The organism is Marinomonas sp. TW1, from assembly GCF_001625355.1.
In the GTDB taxonomy this organism is placed as follows: Bacteria; Pseudomonadota; Gammaproteobacteria; order Pseudomonadales; family Marinomonadaceae; genus Marinomonas.
On record NZ_JSEE01000005.1, the window covers coordinates 96,502 to 113,510 of the forward strand.

Sequence of the window (17,009 nt, forward strand, 5' to 3'; positions counted from 1 at the left end):
GATGACAGATCAAATGAAGCCCGCTTATGGTGAAGGCGATGCGACGTTACACGCCGTAGGTGGGTTGGACGGTTTAAAACGTTTGGTTGAATGTTTTTATCGAATTATGGAAAACACCCCTGAATACCGACCATTATTTGATATGCATCCAGCCGATACACAACTCAGTATCGACAAACTGGTGGCGTTTTTATCGGGTTGGATGGGCGGTGAGCGCTTGTATGCTAAGACCTACGGCAAAATTCACTTACCACAAGCTCACGCCCACCTAGTTGTAACAGAAAAAGAAAAAGCCATGTGGTTAAACTGTATGGCCGACGCGCTCAATGAACAGGCTTACCCCGAAGCACTGAAACGCTATCTGATAGAGAAACTTGAATTTCCTGCAGAACGCATTCGACAGGTGAGTGCGGCTAAACACGGCTAAGAACTTACAACCCCTCCCTAACCCTCCCCTTAAAGATAAGGGGAGGGAACAAAAAGTCTTACCTCCAACTGCATAAGGGAGGAAGAACCGCTCCTCCCCCTGCTAAGAGGGAGGTTGGGAGGGGGCCTAAGAGCGAATTTCTTTTGCAATGATGATGCCCAAGCGTTTCGCTAAGCGCGCTAGGTTGGCGCGGTCCATTGATAGCTGGTGAGCAGTTTTCGTCCAGTTTCCTTCATTGCTTTCTAATGCTTTACGAATCAAATCACGCTGATAAGCTTCTGTTTCTAAACGTAAATTAATTGATTGGTGTTTTTCTAAACGCGGCGGCTCCAGCTCGTTTTTCTGTATCTTTTCTTTAGCACTATTATCAATTTGTAACCCTGTTAAATGAGCAGAAGTGATAACGGTAATGCCCGTTGGATTATCTGCTTTTGCACTCTCGGCCTTTGAGAAAAGCGCAGCACGAGAAATAACATGCTCTAGCTCGCGCACATTGCCTGGCCAGTGATAAGCGTCTAATAAATCGATCGCCGACGCAGACAAGGTAAGTTGTTGCAGACCTAATTTACGACGGAAACGCTCGGCAAAGAAACCGGCCAATAAAGCAATGTCACCTTGTCTGTTGCGTAATGCAGGAACTTGGATCGGAAAGACGCTGAGGCGATGAAATAAATCCGCACGAAAACGGTGCTCCGCCACTTCTGTTTCTAAATGTCGGTTAGTCGCTGCAATGATACGCACGTTTACTTTGCGAATTTGATCTTTACCAACCGCTTGGATTTCTTGATTCTGAATTGCTCGAAGCAAAGTACCTTGGACTTCTAGCGGCAGTTCACCAATTTCATCGAGCAACAAGGTACCACCGTCGGCCAATAAAAACTTACCATCGCGATCTCGATCCGCACCAGTAAAGGCGCCTCTCACATGGCCAAACAACTCACTTTCGATCAGGTGATGTGGAATCGCGGCGCAGTTTACATACACCATTGGGGCATCAGAACGGGCAGACTGTTCATGTAACGCACGAGCAACAAGCTCTTTACCTACACCCGTTTCACCTTCGATCAAGATAGAAAAATCCGATGATGCAACCAAATGAATCGACTGTTTAAGGTCTTGCATGGCTTGGCTTTGGCCGACCATTTCATGACGTTGCTCGCCCATTACTTTCAATACGTTTTGAGCATGTTGCGATTGGTTTTCTAATTGCTCCATCAAGATGGCGGTATTTAGCGTCATCGCCGCCATGGTGCCGATGATTTCTAACGCACGCGCGTCGATATCATCAAAAACGCCCGGCATAATGCTGTCTAACGTCACCACACCAATTAACTTCCCTTCTAAATACAACGGAACGCCCATGCAAGAATGCACCGGTAAATTCTCATCATGACCTAACACCATCCCATCGTAAGGGTCTGGAAGATCCGAATCTGCAGGAAAACGCACGGGATAATGACCACTGCAGATGGCTTTCAAGCGAGGGTGCTCATCAATTATGAAACGTCGGCCCATCAAATCTTCTGCTAAACCTCGTTGGGCAAGTGGCGTTAATACACCATTACTATGAGACAGCAAGACAACCGCATCGCAGTTAATTGTGGCTCGTACTGCATAAACTAGTTGATCAAAGCGATTCGATTGAGTCACCGCACTAGCAAGATCGAGGGCAAAGCTCAACAAGGCATTATTAGAAACCTGATTCATCAAGGTCAGCTCATCAAAAGAATTATCAAATGTGTCACTTTGACTCAAAGATATCATAAAGACCCCTATAAGAATGAGTCAAATTGACTCTATACAAATCGAAAAACTAATAAACATCTGATTTTATTGGGTATTTTTAATTGGCACGGGATTCGCTATAGAAGAGATAACAAAGCTTATTCATCCATTTAAAAGGACCCAGATATGCTATCTCAGAAGCACATAGACACAGTTAAAGCCACCATTCCCTTATTAGCATCAGCAGGCACAGCCATTACCGAACATTTTTACCAACGCATGTTTGCTCATAATCCAGAACTTAAACATGTGTTTAACATGACGCACCAAAGAACCGGTGGCCAACCAGCGGCTTTGTTCAATGCGATCGCCGCCTACGCAACACACATAGATAACTTGGAAGTGCTAACCAGCGCGGTGATGCGTATTGCGCATAAGCACACCAGCTTTAACATCCAACCTGATCAATACGACATCGTCGGTCATCACCTCATTGAAACCTTACGTGAATTGGCTCCAGACGCTTTTACTAAAGACGTTGAGGAAGCTTGGGTCGCAGCTTACGGTCAGTTAGCCGACATTTTTATTCAAGTCGAAGGCGATCTTTATAAAGAACGTGCCGCGCAACTCGGAGGTTGGAAAGATTTTCGTCGTTTCCGTGTCGTCTCTAAAACACCAGAATCCGACTTGGTAACCAGCTTTGTGCTTGAACCTGTCGATGGCGGTGCCGTCATCGGTTATAAACCAGGACAATATTTAGGTGTAAAACTACATCCAAAAGGCAATGAGTTCGATGAGATACGTCAATACTCTCTATCAACCGCGGCAAATAAACAGACTTATCGCATCAGTGTGAAACGCGAAGGCAATGGCGACCAAGCAGGCGTCATGTCCAATTACTTACATGATCATTTAAATGTGGGCGATGAAATCGAAGCCATGCCTCCGGCTGGAGACTTCATTTTTGAAGATAAACAAACACCCGTGGTGCTGATTTCTGGTGGCGTTGGCTTAACCCCAATGCAAGCCATACTGGATACACTCGCAATACAGCAGTATCCGTATCCAGTAAGCTATTTACACGCTTGCGCTCACCCAGGTCAGCACTCTTTCAGAAACCACGTGAACGGCCTGAAAAACCAGCTAAATCTATCGGTTCACACTTGGTACGAACAAGCAGACAGCGAAGCAGAAGGCCTATCAAAAGGCATGATGCAGCTAGACATCATCAAAGACAGCTTACCGCTAACAAATGGTGAGTTTTACTTATGTGGCCCTGTAGGCTTCATGATGTTCGTCAAACAACAACTATTAACCCTTGGGGTAGAAGCAGACCGCATTCATTACGAATTATTCGGGCCACATCAAGAGGTATGACATTTAACTAAACCGCCTGCTTAAACGGCAACAACGCGTGGGTATCTTGATGGTACTCACGCACGGCTTGCGCTTCTTCTTCACAAAAGCGAGCGATGGCGTCACAAAAGCCTTCATGGGCAATGTGATGAATGCTGTGGCTAAACACAGGTTCGAAACCTCGGGCAATTTTGTGTTCCCCTTGGGTGCCAGGATCAAAATGTTGTAACCCTTTCTCCAAACAGAATTCAATCCCTTGGTAATAACAGGCTTCAAAATGCAGGCAATCCACTTCTTCCATACACCCCCAATAACGACCATACAAAGAGTGATCGTCGAAGAAACACCAAGACGCCGCAATGGCTTTTTCTTCTGTCTCCTCTTTACGGTAAGCCTGAACCAAGAGAATTTGCTCTCCCATGTTTTCAACCAATTGCGCAAAGAAGTCTCGCGTTAAATAACCTTGCTGTCCGCGTTTGGCATAGGTGGATTGATAACACAGATAAAAGAAATCGATGTCGGCTGAACTTAGTTCAGAGCCTAACTTGCGCTTTAGAGTAATACCTTGTGCGGCGATTTTTTCCCTTTCTTTACGCGCCGCCTTCCGCTTGCGACTGGAAAAGTAGGAGAAATAATCCGTCATATCACGGTAATTACGGTTAAACCAATGAAACTGGCAGGAAATTCGTTCTAAGTATTCGCCATCCTGTTTCAATAAAGCCGCGTGCTCAGGTTTGGTAAAGAGCAAATGCCAACTGGAAAACTCTCTTTGTTGATTCGCTTGGGTCAAGACATCCGCAACGGTTTGATACAGATGCATAAAAGCCGCATCCTCGCCGGTTGGGTCCAGATGGGAGAAAAGCCGAATGCCAGTAACAGGTGAGAAAGGCACCGCCCAAACCCGCTTTGGGTAATATCGAAATCCATAACGCTGAAATGCATCCGCCCAAGCCCAATCAAATACAAACTCGCCTTGGGAATGGGTTTTCAAATAGGTGGGAGCAATGGCAAGTGGGGCGTCATCGTCATCCATGACCAACAAATACTCTGGATACCAACCTGTGCCATCGCCAATACTCTTACTGTTTTCCAGCGCTTGATGAAAGGCAAATTGCGCAAAAGGGGAGTTTGTTTCCCCAATGGCTTCATTCCAAAGGTCTTGTCCCATGTCCTCAACAGAAGTAAACCACTGCGCTTTCATTTATGAATCCGCCATTTGTTCACGTAAACTCGCCACCAAAGACGCGGTATCTGGGCGGGTTTGTCGCCACAGATAAAAGGCCTCAGCAGCTTGTCCAACCAACATGCCCAAACCGTCTGCACCTGCTGCACCGAGTTCATGAGCCCATTGCAAAAACACCGTACCTTGTTTGCCATACATCATGTCATAGCACCAAGTTTGCTCACTCACCAGCTCATCTTTCAATGGTGGTAATTGTCCAGATAAACTCGCAGACGTGCCATTAATGATGATATCGAACGGGCCTTCTAACGCTTCAAAAGCGGACGCTAAGCAATCAAAATGGTCTGCCAATTGCTGCGCTTTGGCGAGTGTTCTATTGGCAATGGTGACTGACGCTGGCAGTTCATCCAACACCGGCTCCAAGACGCCACGAACGGCGCCACCCGCACCCAAAATGAGGATGCGTTTATCCTTCAAACTCTGCTGGTGATTCACTGTAATGTCACGAACCATTCCAATACCGTCGGTATTGTCGCCGAAAAGGTCGCCATTATTCGCCATTAACAAGGTATTCACGGCACCGGCTTGTTTGGCTCTTTGGCTCAGCACATCACACATAGCATAAGCGCGTTCTTTAAAGGGAACGGTGACGTTCAAACCTTTTCCGCCTTGTTGGAAAAAGTCGCGTACTTGTTGCTCGAACCCCTCATTTTCACCAAGCAAGGTGGTGTATTGCATGCTTTGCTTTGTTTGCAGGGCAAACTCAGCATGAATCGCAGGTGATTTACTGTGGGCAATTGGGTTGCCAACCACGGCGTATTGATCCACAACACTTCCTCTTATCAATGAATGGTTTTAACTGACCTTTCTAGGTCTACTATCGTTCTTCCAGCCAGTTTCTCGAGGTTAAATAATATTCCGTCAATTTGGCTTCAGGGCTATTTGGCTGTACCTGATACTCATAGGTCCAACGCACTTCTGGTGGTAAGGACATCAATATGGATTCCGTACGACCCAAACCACTTTGCAGTCCAAAATGCGTGCCTCGGTCGAATACCAGATTGAATTCCACATAACGTCCACGACGATGTAGCTGAAAATCTCGTTGTTGCTCGGTGTAAGGCAAGTCTTTACGGCGCGATAAAATCGGTACATAGGCTTGGCTGAAGGCATCTCCGACAGAGCGCATCATGGCAAAACAATCGGCAAAATCGCCTTCATTGAAATCATCGTAAAACAAACCGCCTATACCACGGGGTTCGGCGCGATGTTTCAAATAAAAATAGTCATCACACCAGCTTTTGAATCTTTGATAATAGCCTTCGCCGAAGGGTTCCACCGCTTGCTTCGCCATTTGATGCCATTGGATACAGTCTTCATCAAAACCATAGTATGGCGTCAGATCAAATCCACCACCGAACCACCAAACTGGTGCCATGCCTTCTTTGTACACGACGAATAGACGAACATTAGCGTGAGAGGTGGGCGCCATTGGGTTCTTAGGATGAATCACCAGTGAAACACCCATGGCTTCAAATCGACCACCGGTCAGCTCAGGACGTTCAGCCGTCGCAGAAGGGGGCAGTTTGTCCCCCATCACATGAGAGAAATTCACACCGCCTTTCTCGATGACATCACCATTGGCAATTACTCGAGTACGGCCACCGCCGCCATTGGGTCTGTCCCAAGCGTCTTGAAGAAAGCGCGTATTGGGTTCCAAACCTTCCAGCTCTGCACAAATGCTATCCTGTAACGACATTAGATAGTCTTTCACCGCGGCAATCTCTTGCTCAGTCACGGTTGCTGTTTGGCGGTCAGACATAATTACTCCCCAAAATCATTATTCCCAAAAATCGGTTGATGATATCGCTATGAAAATCAGGCTTCATTGCTAATACAAACGCGACCCGTCAGGACGCGTACGCAATAAATTCAACACCCACATGTATTGCTCTGGATGCGCTGAAATAAGTTGTTCTAAGGTTTGATTCATACGTTCTGCGTCGGCTTTTTCGTCACCCGTAGGGAAGTTTTCTAACGCTGGTAAGATGTGCAGATGATACTTTTTACTTTGTGCATCATAGGTAGGCAGCATAGGTACCACCACCGCATCGGACAACTTTGCCAACTTACCTAACCCTTTCATGGTGGCTTTTTCTGTCGCAAAAAAAGGCGCAAATACCGAATTTTGTGGACCTAAATCTTCATCCGGTAGGTAGTAGCCTAAATAACCTTGTTTAATGGCTTTTAAATAGGGCTTAATGCCGGCATCACGATGATAAACTCGTGCACCATATTGAATGCGTTGTCGGTGAATCAACCAGTCGGTAATGGGATTTTTCTGATCGCGAATCATGGCAACCGTGTTAAAGCCATGGGCGGTTAACATCACGCCAGCATAATCAATTGCCCAACAGTGCGGCACCAAAGCGATGACGTTTTGTTGCCCTCGTAAACGAGGAAACAAATGCTCTTCACCATGAATCACACTACGCTGTTGATTGTGGCGTTTACTGCGAATCAAGAGCTCACCATAGGCAAGAAAGAATTGCGCGGCCACTTGAAAGCTGTGTTTCAGCAAGGCTTCTCGCTCTGCTAACGTTTTTTCGGGGAAACATTCTGCTAGATTGATTCGAGCTCGTTTCAACGCACCGCTTTTGGTATTGAGCAAACGTCCAGCAATCCAGCTGGCCAGGGCATCTCGCCAAGCCACTGGTAAAAATGCCAACAAGAAGGTGAAAGCCACACCCAACCAAGTCAGCCAAAAACGGGGGGAGAGGAAGCGCCACTGAAAGGTCGGATTATACAGCTTATTGTCAGCTTTTTCAGGTGATTTCATCAAACTCGTCGCTTCTCATTGAATGCCCGTATGATACATGAAGAAACGCACCTAACGCCACGCAGACAGCACCTGTTCAAAGCAGTCTTCTTTGCTGGTGGCTTGCACTAAGACAGACGCACCATGTAAACAAGCTAAGAGTCGGACTGCCGCCGCCTCGGCGTTGTCACCTGATAAAGAAGGTAAACGCGCCAACACCTGCTGCAACCAATCTAATTTCACATCATAAAACGCCGCCAAACTGTCACAGACTTCGTCGGGTAGCACATGTTTGTCAGCGGTCAGCATAGTGCATAAGCTCATGTGCTTTTGATCAATGACCTTGGCTTTAAAACCATCAATGAAGCCATTTAATATTGTCTTTGGTTCAAATTCATCAGCCATAGGGTCTGGCAGTTGTGAAGCAAACTCATGGGTATAGCGTTCCATTACTGCGCTGACTAGGTCTCCCTTGGTACGAAAGTGATAGTGAACACTCGCACTCTTGATGCCTATTTGCTCGGCAATATCACGAAAGCTGAATGCTCCATAACCACCAGCAATAATGTATTGTTCCGCCAAATCCATGATTTTGCTTTTGGTATCGACTTTCTCAACTGTCATCAAACTCACTCATTTTAATGTACTCTTTTCAACATGCTGTTAATCATTTCATCTATCAACTGGTAGGTATTTTATTGACCGTCAGTAAATCCTCAAGTTATATTATATCTATCTACTGATAGGTAAAGAGGTTTTTTCCATGACAATGACTCCTATGACATTTGATTTAATCGTTCTGGGCAGCGGCCCTGGCGGCTATGCGGCCGCGTTTCGAGCGGCCGATTTGGGCCTAAAGGTGGCCATGATAGAACGTCACCCCGTCATTGGCGGTGTGTGTTTAAACGTTGGTTGCATTCCTTCCAAAGCCTTACTGCACGTGGCGGGTAAAATTCGTATGGCCGATGAAGACGCCCACGGTGTGACTTATGCCAAACCTCAAATCGACTTAGAAGCCATTCGCCATCATAGACAATCCACCGTTGATACGCTCACAGGCAATCTCGCTTTGATGGCAAAAGGTCGTCAGGTTGAGATTTTTCATGGCGAAGGGCACTTCCTGTCTGCAAACCGTATTCAAGTAACACAACACAATGAAACACAGCATTTGGAATTTAAACACGCCATCATTGCGGTAGGTTCAAGGGCCATTCGTCTGCCTTTTGTACCTTATGACGACCCGCGCATTTTGGATGCCACCAGTGCCTTACAACTAGAACGTATTCCCAAACACATGCTGGTGTTAGGCGGCGGTATTATTGGTTTGGAGATGGCCACCGTATACCAAGCATTAGGGGCTCAAATTACGGTTGCGGAACTGGGCGATCAGATCATGACAGGGGCAGATAAGGACCTTGTTCGAGTGTTCGAGCAAAGCAACAAAGACCGCATGACCTTCCTAACGAAAACCCAAGTGACTGATATTCAAGCGACTCCTGAGTCCTTAGTGGTGCAGTTGAAAGACCAAGAGGGCGAACGACAACTGGAAGTGGATGCCGTCTTAGTGGCGGTTGGCCGCTCTCCTAATGGCAAAAAAGCCGGTATTGCTGACATAGGTGTAAAAATCGATGACAGAGGATTTGTTATTACTGATGAGCAATGCAGAACCTCTGTACCTAATATCTTTGCCATTGGCGATGTGACTCACGGCCCGATGCTGGCACATAAAGCGTCTCATCAGGGTCATATCGCAGCCGAAGTCATCGCCGGACAGAAAGTGGATTTTCAACCCTTGGCGATTCCATCCATTGCCTATACCTTCCCAGAAGTGGCTTGGGTGGGTTTAACCGAAACCGCAGCGAAAGCACAAAATATCGCCGTGAAAAGTGCCGTTTTCCCATGGAGTGCCAGTGGTCGTGCCATTGCCTCAGGCATCACTAAAGGCAAAACCAAACTCATCTACGATGAAGCATCGGAGCGGGTATTAGGCGCAGGGATCGTGGGGGCTCATGCCGGTGAACTACTTGGCGAGATGACGCTCGCCATTGAGTTCGGCGCAACCTTAGAGGACATCGCACTGACCATCCATGCCCACCCAAGCTTGCATGAATCCGTTGGGTTGGCCGCCGAATTAGGGGCTGGCACCATTACCGATTTACCGAACAAACAGGCGGTGAAACGTCAGTCGATCTAGCTTAATTTGAAAGGCGATGCACAGTGTCTCAACTGACATAAACAATGTGCTGTTCAGGATCGTAACAAAAATCTAACCGAATGATGATTTGCTCTTCATTCATATGCAGTCGAGAGGCGAGCTTAAGCACGCCTCTGTCTGCTTTGTCAGCAAAGGCGCGCAATTGTTTATTCAGCATTAACCAAGCCACATTATCTCTAGATTCATCTAATCCAACAGAAGCATGAGACTTACTTCGCAGCCAACTCAAGTAAGCGAGTGAGTTCACCTTGATATCCAACTCATCTCCGTTATTAGTAACCTGATAGGGGATTTCGGCATGATCAAGGTGTTGTTGTAAATACTCTTTCCATTGCAGCATGAACGCCTTGAAATACGACAAATAAACCTCTTCTAATTTATATAGAAGCTAGCAACCTAAATTCTAAGATAAAAGTCACCTTGCTCATTATTCAACCAAAATGACACTAATGCATTTTTGTATGATTCCAGCATTTCTGACGATAATAAAAAAACTTCATCGAACAATGTTGATTGAGCGAGAGGTTTAAAACCTACATTAGAAGTCGCTTCAAATGGCAACTCTTCATAGCAAAATTCCTCATTGATTAAATGAGGAAATTTTTTTCTAAACTGATCGAAAGAGCCGCCAAAACCATGCTTAATTGCATTATTCAATAATCGGATTTCATCAAAAAGATCTTTGTCCCACCAAATATTTTTTTCAGCATTTTCTATTCGCGCTAGGCATTTTTCAAGATGACCAAAATCTTTATCACGATTAAACTCTTTATAAGAGTACTTATCTCCTGCGTTAGTAACAAATCTACCTCTCATGATTTCTTCTCTAATATTACGACGCACGTGCTGCTCAAAAGCACTATACAATTGAACAACAGTAAAGCATCGATGCTGATATAGCATTTTTTCTCTTTGAGACAAAAGTTCACAAGCATTCGAATAAATATCCTCTAAATCATAAAGAGTTCCTTCACAATCATAGTGTTGAGTAGCTTCAACTTTTTTCTTGATAAAATCATCTCTTCTGGGATCATCGAAAATAAATAAAGGCTCAATTTCATTTATATAAACCTCAACTATTTGCTCTAGCTGAAACGCATTCTCTGAACGGTTACATAAAAACATCTGTATCTGTTTGATTTCCGTCACACCCAACACTCCTTACGTAAGCAACTTCAAAAACTTGATAAGCGATGAACATACCATAGAACAATCTGTTAATTTCAGCTCATAGCATTGACTAGTTTTCACTCTAGGTATATTTTGGATACAAAATCCACTTTTTACTATGGAAGCCATCATCCTCTAATTACTATGAAAAGGTAACAAATTATGAACAATCCTGTTTTAAACACGAGTGTTTTCCAAGGCATCATGCCGGCGTTAATGACGCCTTGTAAGCCTGACCGTACACCCGATTACGACGCACTGGTGAAAAAAGGCCATGAAATGATCGCCGCCGGCATGTCCGCTGTGGTGTATTGTGGCTCCATGGGGGACTGGCCACTGCTTACGGATGAAGAACGCATGGAAGGGGTAGAACGCCTTGTTAAAGCAGGCATTCCAGTGGTTGTGGGCACTGGCGCTATCAATACTAAATCCGCTGTCGCCCATGCTGCCCATGCACAAAAAGTCGGTGCGGCTGGTCTGATGGTGATCCCTCGAGTTCTATCTCGTGGCTCTGTCATTGCAGCGCAGCGTCACCATTTCAAAGCCATTCTTGACGCCGCGCCAGATGTGCCTGCGATCATCTACAACAGCCCTGTATACGGCTTCGCCACCCGAGCAGACCTGTTCTTCAGCCTACGTTCAGAACACCCGAACCTAATTGGTTTCAAAGAATTTGGCGGCGCTGAAGATCTTCGTTACGCCGCAGAAAACATTACGTCTAAAGACGATGACGTTTTATTAATGGTGGGGGTTGATACGGCGGTTTTCCACGGCTTCGTTAACTGTGGGGCTGTGGGGGCCATCACGGGCATAGGTACGGCCTTGCCAAAAGAAGTGCTACTGCTTACAAAGCTGTCTCGTAAAGCGGCCGAAGGCAATGCCGAAGCCCGTGTTCGTGCGCAAGAATTGGAAGAGGCCTTCAGCGTTTTGGCGAGCTTTGACGAAGGCCCAGAGTTGGTTCTATTCTTCAAATATCTGCTTGTCCTCAATGGTGAAGAAGAGTATCGCTTACATTTCAACGAAACAGATGAATTGAACGATGCCCAACGTCATTACTGTGAGCAACAGTACTCGCTGTTTAAAGCGTGGTTTGCAGATTGGTCGAAACAAGGTGGCGTACTTTCTACTATGCAGGTAACGGAATGATTCTAGTTGTCGATAGCCATACCGAAGGCGAACCGACCCGAGTAGTGTTAGATGGTGGCCCTGATCTTGGATCAGGGCCTTTATCAGAACGGGCCAAACGTCTTGCAACGGAACATAAAGATTTTTACCGCTCACTCGTGGTGGAGCCATACGGACAAGAAGCTATGGTTGGCGCACTGTTAGTGGAGCCCACAGATCCAAGCTGTGTCACTGGGGTGATTTATTTTGATGCCGCAGCGGTCATTGGGATGTGTGGTCACGGCACCATAGGCTTGGCCGCAACCTTGGCTCATATTGGTAAAATAAGCGTAGGTACCCACAAAATCGAAACGCCAGTAGGCATCGTGGAAGTCACTTTAACGGATAAAAACACCGTCACGGTTCAAAACATCGAAAGTTACCGCTTCCAAAAAGCCGTGACTCTAGATGTCGAAGGCGTTGGTCCGGTCACAGGGGACATTGCCTACGGTGGCAACTGGTTCTTTATTGTGGACGACAGCCCAACCCCAGTGTTGCCCAACAACATTCGCACCCTGACCGAAGTGGGCATCAAAGTTCGAGAGAGCCTCTATGCCAATGGCATTGAAGGAGAGCACAACGGCATCATTGACCACATCGTCTTTTATGGCCCAGCGTTAACCGATAAGGGACACACTCGCAACTTCGTGCTATGTCCAGACGATGCCTACGATCGCTCTCCATGCGGCACAGGTAGCTCAGCACGCCTATCTTGTTTGGCCGCGGACAAGCGCCTTGCCCCAGGGGAAGAAATCTACCAAGAAAGCACGATTGGCAGCGGCTACACTTTAAGCTACCAACTGGGCAGCAAACCAGCGGGCATCATCCCATCCATTACAGGACAAGCCTTTGTCACCCGTGAAGCAACCATGGTCATCAACCCAACGGATCCGCTGCGTCACGGTGTACAACTATGAGCCAGCCCTACGATGTGATTGTCATAGGTGCTGGCATCATAGGTGTGAGCACTGGGCTAAAGTTGCAGCAAGAAGGCAAGCAAGTCTTGCTATTGGACCCCAAAGGGGTGGCCGCAGAAACCTCGGCCGGTAACGCGGGGGCCTTTGCCTTTGCCGATGTCATTCCGCTAGCGACCCCCGGCATTATCCGCAAAGCCCCAACCTGGTTACTGGATCCTTTAGGGCCACTGTCCATTCGCCCTGCCTATGGGTTAAAGATCCTTCCTTGGATGCTGCATTTTTGGCGTGCCAGCTGGAAAGACCGCTATGCTGCGGCACTTAAAGCCCAAGCAGATCTAATGGCGCTTTCCAAAGCCGCCCTCGAACGCCAGATCCAAGGGGTCAATGGCGAGCACTTAATCCGACGAGAAGGGCAGCTTCAGTTGTATGAAGGTGCTGCGGAGTTTCAGGCCGCCATGGGCAGCTGGGAAGTACGCAAAGCTCATGGAGTGCAGTTCGAGCTGTTAGATAGCCCTGAGGCCATCGCCAAGATTCAACCGGGTATCGACCCACGTTTTACCCACGCGGGATACACCCCTGAGTGGAAAAACGTGGTTCATCCTAAAACTTGGACAGAACACCTAGCCAACGCTTTCACTGCCCTTGGCGGGGAGATTGCAAACCAAAGAGTCACCGCCATCACTCTCCAAGAAAACCATGTGAAGCTAGTGACCGACAGCTCATCTTTGCAAGGCAAGCATGTGGTCATCGCCACCGGAGCTTGGTCTAAAGCACTGGCCGTGCAATTAGGTGACAGTGTGCCACTGGATACCGAACGAGGGTACAACACAACCTTGCCAGCAGGGGCATTTGAGCTAAAAACCCACATTACCTTTAGTAATCATGGGTTTGTTGTCACCAAAGCAGGGGAAGGTGTACGCGTAGGGGGAGCGGTGGAACTCGGCGGCTTGCACCTTGCCCCTAATTATAAGCGTGCTGATTTACTGCTGAAAAAGGCCAAAGACTTCCTACCAGAGCTAAACATCCAAAACGGCACACAATGGATGGGCTTCCGCCCGTCTATGCCTGACAGTTTGCCGGTGATCAGCTTCGCTAAAAACAGCCAACAAGTGCTTTATGCCTTTGGTCACGGCCATCTAGGGTTAACCCAATCAGCAGGTACTGCGGAGCTCATTACCGATATGATTCAAGGGCGTGATCCAAGTATTTCAACCCAACCTTACCGAGCACAGCGTTTTTAATGCGCATAAAACCATAATGGAGACCACAATGAGCGACACGATTAGTCTTAGCCTTAACCAAGTTCGCGAGCTGAGTGAGTCAACCCTGATCAGCAATGGCTTTAACGAACAACATGCCCAAGCCATTACCGACATCATTTACACGAACCAAATCGGGGATTGCCAATCCCACGGTTTGTACCGCTTATTTATGTGTGTGGAAAGCATCCGCTCCGGTCGCGTGAATGGCACATCAGAGCCAATCATCATGGATGCCGCGCCTTCTGTGGTACGTGCCGATGCCAACAATGGTATCTCCTTGCTGGCGTTGCGCGCCGCCATGCCCCTATTGATCGAAAAAGCCAAAGCCAATGGTGTGGCAGCACTCGCTATCAATCGCTGCTTCCATTTTTCAGCCCTTTGGCCAGAAGTCGAAATGCTGTCTACTGAGGGGCTTGCGGGCATGGCCATGTTGCCAAGCCATGCTTGGGTGGCACCAGCGGGTGGCAGCCGTGGCCTACTCGGTACCAACCCATTTGCCTTCAGCTGGCCGCGTCCGCACCAAGCGCCTTTCACCTTTGACTTTGCCACCAGCCAATTTGCCCGTGGCGAAATCGAACTGTATCGACGAGCAGGCAAACCACTACCAGACGGCGTCGCCATTGATAAAGATGGCCAGCCCACCACGGACGCGGCAGCGGCTATGGACGGAGCCATGCTCACCTTTGGCGGTCACAAGGGCTCTGCTTTATCTCTGATGATTGAATTAATGGCTGGCCCACTGATTAACGACCTCACCAGTAAAGAAAGTATGGCCTTCGCTGAAGGCAAGCCAGAAGCGCCTTATCACGGGGAAATCATCCTAGCCTTCGACCCAAATCTACTCAGCGGCGGCCGCGTCGCCGAAAACAGTGAACGAGCCGAACGCTTATTTGCTGACGTCATCGACCAAGGCGCTCGCCTGCCTTCCCAGCGCCGTCAGGCAGCACAAGCAGCCAACCAAGCCAAAGGCTCTGTTGAGATATCTAACACTCTTTATGAAGACTTACTTAAGTTAAAATAAGCATTGTCTTGTCAGCGTTAACAAGATTCATTGCTCAGAAAAGGAAGTGGTAGAATGGACAACAAAAAAGCGGTGTTGGTTAATCTCCAACACCGCTTTTATTTTATCTTGAAAAAGCCTACCTCATTATTGGGTTAGATCTTTTGGCAGTAGCATGTCAGGGATGTCTTGGTAACACACTGGTCGCAGGAAGCGACGGATGGCCATAGTACCGACTGACGTTGCGCCAAAGTTCGTGGACGCAGGGTATGGCCCCCCGTGAACCATACTGTCACAGACTTCCACGCCAGTTGGAAAAGCGTTGGCGAGGATACGACCCGCTTTGCGCGCCAGCACAGGCATAAACTGCTGAGCTTCGATTACGTCCGCATCATCAAGATGCAAGGTACAGGTCAGCTGGCCCTCCAAGTTTTTCGCCACTTGCAACATGTCATCAACGCTAGAAGCCAATACCACAATGCCTAGTGGGCCAAACACTTCATGGGCCAGATCGCCATTGGCCAACCATTCATCCGCCGTTGTCGCGTACACGTAAGGCGTAGCATTGCGGTCACGGCATTCTGTGGTAAACACTTCACGCACCTCTGATAGCTTTGCTATACGCTGTTGGCCTTGGCGGTAAGCATTCGCTATACCATCCGTTAGCATGGTTTGGGCAGGTACAGATGCTAGAGATTCAGTCACTTTGGTCATAAATTTATCGGCCTGTGGACCCGCCAACATGACCGCCACTCCAGGGTTAGTGCAGAACTGACCTGCGCCCATGGTTAAGGAGCCTGACCAGCCTTTAGCAAGTTCATCACCACGGCTTTCGACCGCATTAGAGAATAAGAACATGGGGTTCACAGAGCCTAACTCACCAAAGAAAGGGATCGGCTCAGGGCGCGCGGCACACAAGTCGTACAAAGCACGACCCCCACGTAAAGAACCGGTAAAGCCCACCGCTTTGATCAAGGGGTGCTCTACTAGAGTTTGGCCCACTTCAAAGCTTACACCACTGTCTTGAATCACGCTGATCACGCCCGCAGGCATGTCGCAACGCTGTACCGCTGCATACAGGGCTTCCGCTACGATTTCTGCGGTACCCGGATGAGCAGGGTGTCCCTTCACAATCACCGGACAACCCGCCGCTAAAGCGGACCCCGTGTCACCGCCTGCCGTTGAAAAAGCCAGCGGGAAATTAGACGCACCGAACACAGCCACAGGACCAATTGGCTGCTGCATCAGACGCAGATCCGCACGTGGTAAAGGCTGACGGTCAGGTAGGGCGTTGTCATGACGACGATCTAGGTATTCCCCGTCCAAAATGTGCTGGGCGAACATACGTAGCTGACCACAAGTACGGCCACGTTCCCCCTGTAAACGCGCTTCTGGCAAGCCTGTCTCAGAAGTACCAATCGCAGTAATAGCGTCTCCGCGAGCATCGATTTCATCCGCAATGACGTTTAAGAACGTCGCACGCTCCTCACGAGTCTTACCGCTAAACTCATAAAATGCGTTTTCAGCGGCTTGCACGGCTTGGTTAACCAAGGCGGCTGAGCCACTAGAAAAGGTATGTGCATCGCCATGAGCAGGCGATGAGGTAAATTGCTGTTCCGATTCGATCCACTGACCCGCAATCAAATGCTTACCATGGGGGTTGAAAGACATAGGTTGGTCACTCCAGTGATAAATGTATTTTGTATCCAATTTCAATTGAACACTATTTTATGGTTTCAAACAAGGCTAAAACACTTGTTAGCAGGCATCAT

16 protein-coding genes are annotated in these 17,009 nt (G+C 47.8%); 7 read left to right on the forward strand and 9 right to left on the reverse strand.

Annotated elements, in window-relative coordinates; translation table 11 throughout:
• The first annotated feature begins 1 nt into the window (after position 1).
• Positions 2 to 427, forward strand: a complete 426-nt coding sequence (locus OA79_RS05825; protein ID WP_063332286.1) for a group II truncated hemoglobin — start codon at positions 2 to 4, stop codon at positions 425 to 427.
• A gap of 126 nt (positions 428 to 553) precedes the next feature.
• On the opposite strand, the gene norR is transcribed toward OA79_RS05825, so the two are convergent.
• Entirely contained in the window at positions 554 to 2,191 is a 1,638-nt protein-coding gene (norR, locus tag OA79_RS05830) for a nitric oxide reductase transcriptional regulator NorR (protein ID WP_082825394.1), read from the reverse strand.
• Positions 2,192 to 2,338: 147 nt separating this feature from the next.
• Between norR and hmpA the strand changes: the two genes are divergently transcribed.
• Entirely contained in the window at positions 2,339 to 3,529 is a 1,191-nt protein-coding gene (gene hmpA / locus OA79_RS05835; RefSeq protein WP_063332287.1) for an NO-inducible flavohemoprotein, read from the forward strand.
• Positions 3,530 to 3,536: 7 nt separating this feature from the next.
• On the opposite strand, the gene OA79_RS05840 is transcribed toward hmpA, so the two are convergent.
• The 5 genes from OA79_RS05840 to OA79_RS05860 form a co-directional block, all read right to left on the reverse strand.
• Positions 3,537 to 4,709 carry a GNAT family N-acetyltransferase gene (locus OA79_RS05840; protein ID WP_063332288.1) on the reverse strand — a complete coding sequence of 391 codons (1,173 nt, stop codon included), beginning with the start codon at positions 4,707 to 4,709 and terminating at the stop codon, positions 3,537 to 3,539.
• Positions 4,710 to 5,519, reverse strand: a complete 810-nt coding sequence (aroE, locus tag OA79_RS05845; protein WP_063332289.1) for a shikimate dehydrogenase — start codon at positions 5,517 to 5,519, stop codon at positions 4,710 to 4,712. It lies immediately after the preceding gene.
• A gap of 49 nt (positions 5,520 to 5,568) precedes the next feature.
• The gene (hemF, locus tag OA79_RS05850) at positions 5,569 to 6,513 is read right to left on the reverse strand and encodes an oxygen-dependent coproporphyrinogen oxidase (RefSeq protein WP_063332290.1); all 945 of its coding nucleotides are present in this window, start codon (positions 6,511 to 6,513) and stop codon (positions 5,569 to 5,571) included.
• Between the two features lie 69 nt (positions 6,514 to 6,582).
• The gene (gene lpxM / locus OA79_RS05855; RefSeq protein ID WP_063332291.1) at positions 6,583 to 7,530 is read right to left on the reverse strand and encodes a lauroyl-Kdo(2)-lipid IV(A) myristoyltransferase; all 948 of its coding nucleotides are present in this window, start codon (positions 7,528 to 7,530) and stop codon (positions 6,583 to 6,585) included.
• A 51-nt stretch (positions 7,531 to 7,581) separates the two neighbouring features.
• Complete coding sequence (locus tag OA79_RS05860) at positions 7,582 to 8,133, reverse strand: TetR/AcrR family transcriptional regulator (RefSeq protein ID WP_063332292.1); 552 nt, start codon at positions 8,131 to 8,133, stop codon at positions 7,582 to 7,584.
• Positions 8,134 to 8,272: 139 nt separating this feature from the next.
• On the opposite strand from OA79_RS05860, the gene lpdA reads away from it, so the two are divergent.
• Entirely contained in the window at positions 8,273 to 9,703 is a 1,431-nt protein-coding gene (lpdA, locus tag OA79_RS05865) for a dihydrolipoyl dehydrogenase (protein WP_231908814.1), read from the forward strand.
• A 28-nt stretch (positions 9,704 to 9,731) separates the two neighbouring features.
• Here lpdA and OA79_RS05870 read toward each other — a convergent pair whose 3' ends face one another.
• Positions 9,732 to 10,085 (reverse strand): hypothetical protein, encoded by a 354-nt coding sequence (locus tag OA79_RS05870; protein ID WP_231908815.1) that lies wholly within the window; start codon positions 10,083 to 10,085, stop codon positions 9,732 to 9,734.
• A gap of 35 nt (positions 10,086 to 10,120) precedes the next feature.
• On the reverse strand, positions 10,121 to 10,873 hold the full coding sequence (locus OA79_RS05875; protein ID WP_156486225.1) for a hypothetical protein: 753 nt from the start codon (positions 10,871 to 10,873) through the stop codon (positions 10,121 to 10,123).
• A 183-nt stretch (positions 10,874 to 11,056) separates the two neighbouring features.
• Between OA79_RS05875 and OA79_RS05880 the strand changes: the two genes are divergently transcribed.
• The 4 genes from OA79_RS05880 to OA79_RS05895 are packed head-to-tail and all read left to right on the forward strand — an operon-like array spanning position 11,057 to position 15,258.
• The gene (locus OA79_RS05880; RefSeq protein WP_063332295.1) at positions 11,057 to 12,040 is read left to right on the forward strand and encodes a dihydrodipicolinate synthase family protein; all 984 of its coding nucleotides are present in this window, start codon (positions 11,057 to 11,059) and stop codon (positions 12,038 to 12,040) included.
• Entirely contained in the window at positions 12,037 to 12,975 is a 939-nt protein-coding gene (locus tag OA79_RS05885; protein WP_269447823.1) for a 4-hydroxyproline epimerase, read from the forward strand. The genes OA79_RS05880 and OA79_RS05885 overlap by 4 nt, the downstream gene beginning before the upstream one ends.
• Positions 12,972 to 14,216: an NAD(P)/FAD-dependent oxidoreductase gene (locus tag OA79_RS05890; protein ID WP_063332296.1), complete on the forward strand. Its 1,245-nt coding sequence runs from the start codon at positions 12,972 to 12,974 to the stop codon at positions 14,214 to 14,216. Before OA79_RS05885 ends, OA79_RS05890 begins: the two co-directional genes overlap by 4 nt.
• Before the next feature lie 28 nt (positions 14,217 to 14,244).
• Positions 14,245 to 15,258 carry an Ldh family oxidoreductase gene (locus OA79_RS05895; protein WP_063332297.1) on the forward strand — a complete coding sequence of 338 codons (1,014 nt, stop codon included), beginning with the start codon at positions 14,245 to 14,247 and terminating at the stop codon, positions 15,256 to 15,258.
• 126 nt (positions 15,259 to 15,384) lie between these two features.
• Here the strand turns inward: OA79_RS05895 and OA79_RS05900 are convergent, their stop codons facing one another.
• Positions 15,385 to 16,908, reverse strand: coding sequence for an aldehyde dehydrogenase (NADP(+)) (locus OA79_RS05900; protein ID WP_063332298.1), 1,524 nt, complete (start codon positions 16,906 to 16,908; stop codon positions 15,385 to 15,387).
• Between the last annotated feature and the right edge of the window lie 101 nt (positions 16,909 to 17,009).